11 protein-coding genes are annotated in these 11,611 nt (G+C 43.7%); 5 read left to right on the plus strand and 6 right to left on the minus strand.

The genetic code is table 11. The features are described from left to right. Window positions 1-74: 74 nt before the first annotated feature. From ACSAZL_RS18635 to larC, 5 genes are all read left to right on the plus strand, one after another. Window positions 75-1,484, plus strand: a complete 1,410-nt coding sequence (locus ACSAZL_RS18635) for a right-handed parallel beta-helix repeat-containing protein (RefSeq protein ID WP_440946067.1) — start codon at window positions 75-77, stop codon at window positions 1,482-1,484. A gap of 420 nt (window positions 1,485-1,904) precedes the next feature. Beyond that, complete coding sequence (locus tag ACSAZL_RS18640) at window positions 1,905-2,141, plus strand: hypothetical protein (RefSeq protein WP_440946068.1); 237 nt, start codon at window positions 1,905-1,907, stop codon at window positions 2,139-2,141. Between the two features lie 328 nt (window positions 2,142-2,469). Beyond that, window positions 2,470-3,672 (plus strand): aldo/keto reductase, encoded by a 1,203-nt coding sequence (locus ACSAZL_RS18645; protein WP_440946069.1) that lies wholly within the window; start codon window positions 2,470-2,472, stop codon window positions 3,670-3,672. A gap of 314 nt (window positions 3,673-3,986) precedes the next feature. Further along, on the plus strand, window positions 3,987-4,820 hold the full coding sequence (gene larB / locus ACSAZL_RS18650; RefSeq protein ID WP_440946070.1) for a nickel pincer cofactor biosynthesis protein LarB: 834 nt from the start codon (window positions 3,987-3,989) through the stop codon (window positions 4,818-4,820). Between the two features lie 32 nt (window positions 4,821-4,852). Continuing rightward, on the plus strand, window positions 4,853-6,043 hold the full coding sequence (larC, locus tag ACSAZL_RS18655) for a nickel pincer cofactor biosynthesis protein LarC (RefSeq protein ID WP_440946071.1): 1,191 nt from the start codon (window positions 4,853-4,855) through the stop codon (window positions 6,041-6,043). 240 nt (window positions 6,044-6,283) lie between these two features. On the opposite strand, the gene asd is transcribed toward larC, so the two are convergent. The 6 genes from asd to ACSAZL_RS18685 all read right to left on the minus strand — a co-directional run bounded on the left by asd (window position 6,284) and on the right by ACSAZL_RS18685 (window position 11,550). Beyond that, complete coding sequence (gene asd / locus ACSAZL_RS18660; RefSeq protein ID WP_440946072.1) at window positions 6,284-7,312, minus strand: aspartate-semialdehyde dehydrogenase; 1,029 nt, start codon at window positions 7,310-7,312, stop codon at window positions 6,284-6,286. 93 nt (window positions 7,313-7,405) lie between these two features. After that, window positions 7,406-7,588 (minus strand): indolepyruvate ferredoxin oxidoreductase subunit alpha, encoded by a 183-nt coding sequence (locus ACSAZL_RS18665; RefSeq protein ID WP_440946073.1) that lies wholly within the window; start codon window positions 7,586-7,588, stop codon window positions 7,406-7,408. 243 nt (window positions 7,589-7,831) lie between these two features. Further along, the gene (locus ACSAZL_RS18670; RefSeq protein WP_440946074.1) at window positions 7,832-8,140 is read right to left on the minus strand and encodes a hypothetical protein; all 309 of its coding nucleotides are present in this window, start codon (window positions 8,138-8,140) and stop codon (window positions 7,832-7,834) included. A gap of 174 nt (window positions 8,141-8,314) precedes the next feature. Beyond that, entirely contained in the window at window positions 8,315-9,379 is a 1,065-nt protein-coding gene (locus ACSAZL_RS18675; protein WP_440946075.1) for a CobW family GTP-binding protein, read from the minus strand. Window positions 9,380-9,704: 325 nt separating this feature from the next. Beyond that, window positions 9,705-10,007: a hypothetical protein gene (locus ACSAZL_RS18680; protein ID WP_440946076.1), complete on the minus strand. Its 303-nt coding sequence runs from the start codon at window positions 10,005-10,007 to the stop codon at window positions 9,705-9,707. Between the two features lie 1,039 nt (window positions 10,008-11,046). After that, complete coding sequence (locus ACSAZL_RS18685; protein WP_440946077.1) at window positions 11,047-11,550, minus strand: hypothetical protein; 504 nt, start codon at window positions 11,548-11,550, stop codon at window positions 11,047-11,049. Between the last annotated feature and the right edge of the window lie 61 nt (window positions 11,551-11,611).

The following is an 11,611-nucleotide window of genomic DNA, read 5'->3' on the forward strand; positions in this document are numbered from 1 at the left end:
CATCAGCCGTGGTCAAAAATCCTAGCCCAAAAGGTTTTCAAGGCTGAATCTTCCAATTAAAAGTAAGGGATAAAATGAATGAAAAACATCTGAGGTACGTACGGCAAAACAGGAAAAAAATAGGAGTCTCCATTGTAATTCTTATTTTCCTGATTGCAATGGGAATATTCATCCTTTATACTATACAATCCGACTATTCTCTTATACCGTTGGATAAGACTGTTTATGTAGCTGGCGATGGAAGCGGAAACTTCACCTGTGATGGGAGTGATGATCAGGTAGAGATAAATCAAGCTCTTGCATATGTTGCAGAAAATCCACAGTATTCAACCGTTCATTTAAAGGGCCCATATACATACGTTATCTCTGACAGCATTTTAATTGGAAGCGATACAGTCCTGGAAGGGGATTCTACAGCCGTTATTAAGCTTAAAGACGAAGCAGGCTGGGAAAGTGGAAAGCCGCTGATAACTCAGAAGGTCAGTGCCGGAATACACGGAGTCACCATAAAAGGATTTGAGATCAACGGAAATCATGACAACAATGAGGACAAAAAGAAAGGAGATGGATATTACAATATGATCAGTTTCCTTGACTCTAAAGACATACAGGTTCATGATATGTACCTGCATGACGGGCATGGAGACGGGTTAAAAGTAGAGAGAGGGTCCAATATTCAATTTTACAACAACAAAGTGTACAAATTGGGGCATGATGGCCTTTATGCCATTGGCTGCCAGAATATAGAGGCCTGGAACAACACAATAACTTGCAGGACCAATAGCGGTCTTAGAATATGGAACTCAAACCACGTACAATTTCACGATAATGTGATCGACTCCTTTTACCACTGGAGTGCAGGCGGCCCGGGAATCCTGATAGAGAAATCAACAGGCACCGTGAACGATGTAGAGGTGTACAATAATACTATCCATAACACCTACGGACCCGGGATCTGGCTGATAGGTTATGGAGAGTTATATCCTGAGAAAGAAGCACAGAATGTCCACATTTATCAAAATACCTTTTACGACACCGGTACGAACCCCACTATTGACTGGGTAGGAGGTATAGTGACGAGTGGGTTTTACGATACTCTCATTGAGAATAACGTATTTGACGGCGTATACCATGCTGCTATTATCAATATGTACCCTTCGGTTTCTACAGGCACAAGTGATACCGTTGACCTTTCACCTCAAGGTACAGGATACACAACGATTTTCCGCAACAATATAATTGTAAATACCCGGAAACGCACAAAAGACCCTGACGGGACAGGATACGCAGTGATCAATTATTTACCTGAAACGCATACTCTTATGCTGGAAAATAACTGCCTTTACAATAACTCTGCAGGCAACTATAAAAACGTGAGTTCAACCACTGACATCTATGCAGATCCTCTTTTTGTAGACCAGAAGAAACATGATTATCACCTGAAATCGAATTCTCCCTGCATCGCTGCCGGAAATCTGTCTTAAATTCTTCATAAAATACGGGGGAAAGTGATAACCAGATTTGACAGTGGGTTTAGAGAAAATTAAGATTCAGAGATCATGAACAATAGATAAGGAACAAAGGCGAAAGACACATTATGACGATTGTCCAGATAGTTGTCCAGATAGCAAAGAAACCGGGTGCAAGTGCATATAAGTACATATGTGATAGAGTCGGCAACACATTTGAGATGCCATCTCCGGCTTAACTCATCAGAGAAAAAAGCTCATTGAGTTTAGGACTTACTCATTTGTCTGCTTTGCAGGCAACTTTTTAATTTCCTCGATTTTGATCCGAATGTATATTTTGGCTTTTGTTGGCTTTCTTATGAATTGCTTAACAGCGTTTCTTGTAATTGTTTAAATGAGATAGTGCCAGAAAACACTAAGAAATTAGTGCATTTTGTGAATGAAGGAAAGAAAACAGGAGAGATCAGAGATTTTTCCGAGGAACTGACCATTGTAATGTTTTATCAGGCTGGAAGAGCGGTAACGAGCTTTATCCCTGATTCAGATTCATCCCAGGATGAAAATAAGATCATAAAGGAAAGGATGGATTCCGGATTATCCGGAGAGGTCTGGCTAAAAAGTAATTTTTTCACTCATTGCGTGAGTGATCAGTTAATCGGATTTAGAAATTAATTGAAAACTTGCCTCAAAATACCCAGCTAGTTAGGAAATCAATAAGAAGTCGTATCCGTGAGTTATTTATCAGTTTCTCTTTTCATTCCGTCGTTATTGAGTGAGCAAATAGTTATATAGTATTAAGTATTTTGTTGATTGACTGATCAGTCACAGCCGAACTTACGTTATACAATGACCTCGCCCCAAAATAAAAATTTCACTCCACACGCGAATGACCGGTCAATCAAGTACAAAAATTAACGGATGATCTCTCGTAAAAATAAGCAGTCAATCAAAGATCAAGCAGGAGCAAGTAAAATAATTCAATAAACTAGGAGAACTAAAAATGCTGTACAGAAAAATGCCTAAAAACGGAGACGAACTTTCGATACTTGGATTCGGATGCATGCGCCTTCCTGTGAAAGAGGACGGTAGTATAGATGAAGAAAGAGCCACCAGGCAGGTACGCTATGCGATCGACCAGGGAGTTAACTATGTTGATACGGCATGGCCATATCACATGGGAGAGAGCGAGCCTTTCCTGGGTCGTGCCCTTGCCGACGGATACCGGGAAAAAGTGAAACTCGCAACAAAACTTCCTTCGTGGCTTATAGAGAGCCGGGAAGATATGAATAAGTTTCTGAATGCTCAGCTTGAAAAACTCCAAACAGACCACATCGACTATTATCTCATACACGCTCTCGTTGGTGACCTGTGGGACAATGTTGAAAAGCTGGATGTTGTCGATTTCCTTGACAAAGCCAAAGCTGACGGCCGCATCAGGAATGCAGGTTTCTCCTTCCACGGCGCAGGGGAGGATTTCAAGCGGATAGTGGACGCTTATGACTGGGACTTTTGCCAGATCCAGTACAATTTCCTGGACGAAAAGAACCAGGCAGGGACTTCCGGTCTAAGATACGCTGCCTCCGGAGGGCTTGGTGTTATCATCATGGAACCTCTCCGCGGAGGAAACCTGACAAAAACCGTGCCTCAAGCCGTGAAAGATATCTGGGACGAAGCCCCGATAAAGAGGTCCCCTGCGGAATGGGCACTCCGCTGGGTTTGGAACCACCCGGAGGTCACGGTCGTCCTTTCCGGCATGAATGAGGAAGTCCATGTGGAAGAGAACCTGAAAGTGGCAGGCGAGGCGTACCCGAATTCCCTGACAGAAGAGGAACTGAAGCTTGTAAAGAGAGTGGAGAACAAGTACCGTGAACTGATGAAAGTGGGATGTACCGGCTGTCAGTACTGTATGCCATGCCCGGCAGGTGTGAATATTCCTCTCTGTTTTGAGTCATATAACAACCTGTACCTGGTCGACAATCCCGACGGGGAACGGTTCATGTATGCGGCACGGCTGGGTGGCGCTGTCGGTCTCGGAGAACCCGAGTTTGCATCCCTGTGTGTCCAGTGCGGACAGTGCCTTGAAAAATGTCCCCAGCACATTGACATACCTACTGTTCTCGAATCTGTCGTGGAAGAATTGGAAGGACCCGACTTTGAGCAGAGAGTTGCTATGGCAAGGGAGATGTTCAAGAAGCAGACTTAAAAGCGAGAACGATTGAAGTGAAAAATGACAAAAAGAAGATATTGTTTAAGCTGACTTTTATCGAAAGATAAAACAATATCTCTATTTTTCGCTTTTGATCTTCAGGTTCGGTTAACCATACTCATCCAGCTTTAGAATTTTGATTTTTCACCTCAAATTACAAAGAAGTAACCCAAATAATTATAAAAATCAAATCTGTATGAGTTAGCACGAAACTCTAAAGAGCCTCCAAAATAATAAATTAGTGTCTGGTAGCTTTGTATTTAAGCTGTTTATTGCTAAAGCATTCAATTCTTTTCGAATAAGGGTGGCGCATGGATCTTACTAATATATTAAAGTCTGTTAAGGAAGGGAAAATAGACCTTGAAACTGCAGAAAAACAGGTTTGCAGCCTGGGTTTTGTCAATTGTTCGAACATAGCTAAGGTGGATACCCACAGGAAAAGCAGGACTGGAGTAATCGAAGCCATCCTTGCCGATTGCAAGGAGCCTGAAGATGTTGTCGAGATTGCCAGGATTATGGTAGAAAAAAGTAAAAGAGCTCTTATCACGCGTGTTTCTGCCCCACACCTGGAAGCCTTAATGAGGGCTTTCGATTCGGATAAACTCGAATGGAACAGCCGGGCACATACAGTGGTTATTCATGACGGTACTCCTGCCCCAAGCACGGGAGGTGTCGTTGGGATCATATCCGCAGGCACTGCAGATATCCCCGCTGCAGAAGAAGCCAGGGTTATTGCTTCCGAAATGGGTTGTGAAACCGTTGCAGTGTACGATGTAGGGGTTGCCGGGATCCACAGGCTGTTCCCCGAGCTCCAGAAACTCAAGGTCCGGAACCCGGGGGCAATCGTTGTTGCAGCCGGAAGAGAGGGGACGCTTCCGACCATAGTCTCAGGACTTGTCGACGTGCCCGTGATAGGGCTTCCCGTATCTACGGGTTACGGGGCGGGTGGCGGAGGAAAAGCAGCTCTGCTGTCAATGCTTCAGTCCTGCTCGACCCTTGCAGTGGTAAACATCGATGCAGGGTTTGTTGCAGGGGCTTATGCAGCCAGGATCGCAAACATGATTGCTGCAGCTTCCGGAAAAAGAGAAAATCCCGAAGACCCGAAACAGGAAGAAGAACCGAGAGAGGAACAGGAAGAAGCATAACTGTGATAATTAGGAGTATTAGGGAGGAATTTATGAAAACACTGGTCTTTAATCCCTTTTCAGGGGCAGCCGGGGATATGATTCTGGCATGCGCTCTCGATCTCGGAGCAGACAGGCAAGCGGTAAAGGAACTGGTTGAAGCTTCTGCGCCCGTGTCCATGGATCTCAAGGAAGTGGTGAAAAAGGGAATAAAAGCCCTGGATGTCCGCATAAACGTGCCCGAAAAAGAACATGTCCGGACATATCCTGAAATCGTGGATCTTGTAAAGGCTGCGAAACTACCATCGAAAGTGGAAGCAAGTGCTCTTGACATTTTTTTGAAAATGGCCGAAGCCGAAGCTGCTGTCCACGGGCAGCCTGACCTTGAAAAACTCCATTTCCATGAAGTGGGGCAGAGTGATGCCCTTGCCGATGTCATAGGTTCTTCTGCAGCTCTCCATTCGCTTAACTGTGACTCGATCTACTGCGCTCCCATCAACGTGGGCAGCGGGACAATAGAATGTGCCCACGGAACCCTTCCGGTGCCGGCTCCTGCAACCCTGGAGATTCTCAGGAAGGGGAAACTCTATTTCAGAGGAGGGAGCGTGAATAAGGAACTGCTGACTCCTACAGGGGCTGCTATCCTTTCACATTTTGCAAAGCCTGTTGAGACTTTCCCCCAGGGGAAGGCAATAGCCATCGGATACGGGGCAGGAGATGCCGACCTTCCAGGGCCCAATGTGCTCCAGGGAGTGCTTCTTGAACCTGACTCCCACCTGATTTCGGATATAATTGAGGTGCTTGAAACCAATGCCGATGATGTAAGCGGGGAAGTCCTGGGCAACCTTTTTGAAGAACTGCTCTCGATGGGGGCCAGGGATGTTGCGATTATGCCCGCGACCATGAAAAAAGGAAGGCCTGCCCATATCATCAAGGTCATTGCAAAGCCCGAAGACAGTGCAAAACTCGCCAGGAAAATCATTATTGAAACAGGGTCTCTTGGAGTCAGGGTTATGCCTGCACGCCACAGGCTCATGGCTGCCCGCAACATCGAAAGGATCAAAATAGAACTCGAAGGTCAGGAGTTTGAAACCGCAGTCAAGGTTGCCAGGGACTCGGAAGGGGTTCTGCTCAATATCTCTGCGGAGTTTGAGGACTGCAAAAAGATTGCAAAAGCCAGCGGCATTCCTGTTCGAGAGGTCATGCGCAGGACAGAAGAAGTCGCAAGAAAACTCTTTTCCTGAAAACTTACTAAAACCGAATGTTCTAAAAAGTAATTCTCAATTGAAAACGAACCGGATCAGGAAAAGAGATTCAAAACAAAAAGTTTCTGGGGAAAGATTTTTAAGAAAAGTAAAAGTCCGGGTTTTCCGACTTTTTACTTCTCATTCTTATTCTTTACGATTTTTTACTGGTTTTCACGGTTTTAACCGTGGTTTTACGCATCCAATCCTGCTGTTTACTGTAGCTGGGTTTGCCTTAACTCAGAGCTTGCCCATCGAGTGCAGGAGTTCCGCATTAAGGACGCTTGCCCCTGCGGCACCACGGATTGTGTTATGCCCCATTGCGATGTAGCGAATTCCTTCTCTGATCCTGCCCACCGAAACGCTCATGCCTTTTCCCATATTGCGGTCAAGGCGCGGTTGAGGCCTATCGACTTCGTCCCGGACTATAAGCGCTTTCCCCGGTTCCGAGGGGAGTTCTCCAAGTTTCGGGTCGAACTTGAGGAAGGCTTCCCTTACCTCTTCAGGGGTGGGTTTATCCCTCATGCCTGCCCAGATGGCTTCCGTGTGGCCGTCAACTACAGGGACCCTGTGGCAGGAAGCACTGACAGTCATATCCGCAGGCACGATTTCCGAGCCGTTAAAGTCCCCGAGGAGCTTTAAGGTTTCAGTTTCCATCTTCTTTTCTTCGCTTCCGATATAGGGGATTATGTTATCGTAGATTGCCATGGCTGCAACGCCGGAGAAACCTGCTCCGGAAATCGCCTGCATTGTTGCTACCTGTACGGTTTCGAGCCCGAACTGCATGAGGGGCTTTAAGGTAATTGTCATGACAATTGTGGAGCAGTTAGGGTTTGTAATGATGTATCCGTCCCAGCCCCGTGTGTCCTGCTGGACCTCGAGGAGTCCCAGGTGTTCGGGGTTTACTTCCGGAATCACCAGGGGGATGTCTTTTTCCATCCTGTAGGAAGATGCATTGCTTGCAACTGCAAACCCGGCTTTTGCAAACTCGGGTTCCACTGTAAGGGCAAGGTCTGCAGGAAGAGCCGAAAAGACCACGTCCGCATCAACGGCTTTCGGGTCTACAGGGACGACCTCTATGTTTTCGACACTTTCCGGCATGGCTGTGTCCAGCCTCCATCCTGCCGCTTCTCTATACGTTTTGCCAGCGCTTCTTTCGGATGCTGCAAGGGCTGTAATCTCAAACCAGGGATGGTTTGCAAGTGCTTCTACAAATCTCTGCCCTACAGCGCCAGTAGCGCCTAAAATACCCGCTTTAACTGCTGCCATCTAAAAAATTGCCTCCGGAGAGATAAAAAATGATTTGGTAAAAAGGAAAAAGAAAAAATGGAATAAATAATTATTCCACACTGAGTTCTGTTTTTACTCTTGTACCTTAATTGCCTGGTTCGGGCATGCTTCTTCACATGCACCGCACTCTACACATTCATCCTGGTCAACAACGGCAATCCCCTTTTCTTCATCGAGGGTGATTGCTTCAGAGGGACATTCATCGACACAGGTTCCACATCCAGAACATTCATCTGCGTTAACTAATGCTGGCATATTTTTTCACACTCCTATTTGTTTGCTCGATATGTACCAGGAAATTATATCGGGGCGTTTTTGAAACTTCCATAGAATATCGAAAAATTGGTCATAACGCCATTACTCAGATAAACATAAAAACTTATCGCTTTTTAGCAAAAGGCAATTTTCAGGAATCGAAAGGAGCTAAGGCTCACGCTTCCAAAATTTATGTTTTTGAAAGTACGCAAAAATAATAAAAAATATGAGAAAATCTTTTTTTTAACATACGGAATCATGCAATGAAATTCCGGAATCCGTAAGCCGGTACATCCCGTCTTCAAATTTGAGGAGTCCTTCTTTGAGCAGGAAATCCATATGGAATTTATAGAAAAAATCGGTTAACTCTGACTCTTCCTTTAGCTGTTCCTCGGTTTTCCCAAAGATACCGACTATCCTGAGAAGTTTCCTTCTTGCAGGGTTTACGGAAACCTTTTCCATCATCATGTGTTCCAGCTTGACAGCTTCGCCTTCGGTAACTTCTCCCTTTGAGGCGAAATAATCATCAAGTTCATCAATTTCATCGTGCATATTGAAACTCCAATTCTTATCCTTTAATTTCTCAGTTTGTTGCAGTTTTTGATATTGAATATGGTTGCTTTTATTTTTTGTTGATTGGAACTGGTTGTTTTTATTGTTTATTGAATGGAACTGGTTGCTTTTATTGTTTATTGATTGGAAACGGATTTCTTAAAATATCTGGAATTAAAATGAAACCTTCTTTTTCATGAGCCCGTCTATTTTCGTAAGCGTGCCATGATGCTGTTCCTTTTTCTCAAAAGGGGTGCTTGATTCCTTCAGCTTTGCTTCAAGTGTGCTTTCCACTATTCCTCGGAGCCTGTCTTTCGGAATTTTTGTAATTGCGGAAAGCAACCTGAGTTCAAACTTTTCATTTTTGCGGGGAATAAATTCCAACTGCGGAGTTTCTTCTGAGGAAGTTACACTGCCCTTGATCATGGAGTCCGGGAGTTTCAGGGAAAGTTTGACATGCCCTATAAATTCAGGGTTTATTTCCTTTACCCTGTCCCTTATGGTTTGAAGGCTCTCTTCAATAAGGAGCCTGCCTTTTTCGGGGCTAAGGCTGCAGGCCTTGAGGGTATAGAGCACCGAGTGAGCCGAGACTTCCGAAATTTCAATGGAATTTTGCTTTTCCTGAGGAGTTTTCGCAGTCCCCGGAATTGCAAGATGGGTGAGCAGGTTTTCGAACTGTTCATCTCCCAGTTTTGCCGAAAACTTCAGGATTTTCGCTTCAGGGTTCAGTTCGGCAAGCATCTGTTCTGTTGCCATGACTATTTCTGCAGGGGCTATGTCCACCTTGTTTATCCCGAGGATTTCAGCTTCCTTTACCTGGGTCTCAATAAACCTGGGGATTTCTTTTGCTTCGGTGCCGAAACGCCCCGGGTCTACTATGGTCACAACCGGGGCAAAGGACAGCTCGGAGAGGCCCATCATTTTAATTTCTTCCCTTATCTGTCCTGGGAAAGCAATTCCTGTTGGTTCGATGATTACAATCTCGGGCCTGAACTCTTCTTCAAGGGTCTGAAGAGTGTATTGCATACTGATTTTGAGGGTACAGCAGATGCAGCCGCTTGTCAATTCTTCAGTTTTGATTTCAGGGCTTTTGAGGGTCTCTCCATCAAGCCCTATTTCTCCGATTTCATTTACGATAATTGCAGTCCGTTTTCCGGCATCACTGAGCTGCCTGCTGATTTTCTGAATTGCGGTTGTTTTCCCGCTTCCGAGAAAACCTCCTATGATCATGACTTTCATGTTTTTCTGTCCTTTTTATCCTGAAAAAAGATTCTGTACAAGAATATTTTGTTGAGAGCTGACAAATACAATATATTTACTCATATATATAAAATTGGTAAAGCTTTCTATACGGCTGGCTTTTCACGGATTTCTCTTTAAAGAACTTTCCTTTCACAGGACAGCTGTTTGATTAACCTTCCAGGGTTGTCGTATCAGGAAACGCTTCCATTTTTTTCCAGTGTTGAAAAGGGAACCCTGAACAGAAATCTTTCTTGAAACAGACGAAAACCGGTAAATATCCAGAATGAACCCAGAGTTAATTCCCACGCAGGCTGAAAACTTTTCACAGTCTGGGAAGCACCTGTAGCCCGAGTTCGGTCAGCCTGTAAACGCCTTTTTCGTCCTGGGAGAGAAAATCAGCACTTATCAGAATTTCAGTGTGGAACTTTAAAGCAGCTTCATCAAGGCCTGTTTCTTTAAGAAGCTCCTCTTTCCTTTTTCCGAGAAAGCAAACGGCTCGCATTACATCCCTGCGGACCTGGCTGGATGTTGCATAGTAAGTTTTTTCACATTTTTCCTGCATGAGTTCTTTTTCGGTTTTTACCTGCGAATCCAGAAAAAGGTCAATTTCATCGATTTCTTCCATCAATAATGCCCTCCTGCGTCGTAAAAATATCCTTTGAGATTCCGGAGGGTAAATATATAATTATTTTGATTTTGTTTTCCCGGTTTGAAGATACGAAATATTTTGAATGTAATCCCTGTACCTGTAAGTGGTATCGGGGCAAAGATTCAGCTAGGAAAGCTTTCATTTCTCATTTCAATGTACGCAAGCAGGCTCAAACGTCGCGCGAGGCGTGGAAAGAAATCACCAAAATAGTATTTACGTAATTTGAAAATGATATCTTTAAAAACGATATCTTTGAAAATGATATCTTTGGAAACAATGTCAACAATTCCGGAAAAACAAAAATTATTCGCAGTTGTACAAATTTCCCAAAAATAGTTTTGCGTTCCCATCCAAAAACCTGGAAGTTCCGAACGGCTTTAAGAGATTCTTTTTGTCTGGGAAGAGATATTGAGGTACTGGACTCACGGGTTGCGAGTTTTTCATTTATTTCTTCTTTATCCCTTTACTTGTGGAGTGGATCTTGTACTAGCGTGGGGTGTTGAAGGGATGAGAACGCAGGTTATACTATGCACTTCATGTATATAACACTTTTGTAAATATATGTAACACATAATGTTATTTCATCCGCATCTAATTATTACATTAATCTAACTTTAAATCTCTGATCTAATATTATAGAACCTTTATATCCCTACCGGATATCTAAGAAAAACATGATCATCTGCCATCTTTTTTCTCTTTATTTCATCGGGGTTTAAGGATATTCGGACATTAATCCGGCACTTTCTTTCCTGCAAAAAAGACTTTGAAAATGAATTATAAAATTCGGTTTATGATGCAAATTCCTGGCAGGTAAAAGTGTGAATTACCCGTTTTTTGAGGAGTCAGAAAATCTATTAAGTCAAAAGATCTACTAATACATATCTGGGGACCCATTATGGAATAGGGTTCAGAATACGATACAGAATAAGTACGAATAAGCTCAGGAATTTCCTGAAAAAAACAGAATATGCTGGAAAAAATCCAGCAGAATTGCAGGGTTGTTATTTTTATTTTATTGTCCCTGAGAGTATTCCATCACATTTCCTTCTTCATCAACGATTTTCATTTTGCCGTCTTTCATGCTCATCTCGGATATTATGTCTCCCGAAGCGTCATAAGCAGTCCAGAAATAGGTCGCTCCGTCTTCGGACCATAAATATTCAACTCTGGAAACATCTTCATCTTCGACGTTAGTCTCATAAACGGCTTTGCACATCAGGACTCCATCAACGGTTTCGGTTCCTGTGATCTTCATTGTGACTTCTTCGCCGGTCTGGGGGTTTGTGGACTTCCAGGAAGAACCTACAGGGCACCATTCGCTGGAGTCCCCGGAGGATACCATTTCCACTTCAACTTCTTCTCCTGCACCCTCTGCAGAAGTTCCTTCTTCGTTTACGTCTTCAATCGATTCTTCTGGAACATTTGCGTCTTCTTCGCTATTTTCACTACACCCCGAGGAAACAGCAAAAATGACACATATGAGTATTACCAGTACTGGAAACCACTTCTTCAACATAACTCTATTCCTCCTCGATTAATTTCAAAATTTAAATTGCATTTATTTTATTTATATATGC

Source organism: Methanosarcina mangrovi, from assembly GCF_052057765.1.
Taxonomy (GTDB): Archaea; Halobacteriota; Methanosarcinia; order Methanosarcinales; family Methanosarcinaceae; genus Methanosarcina.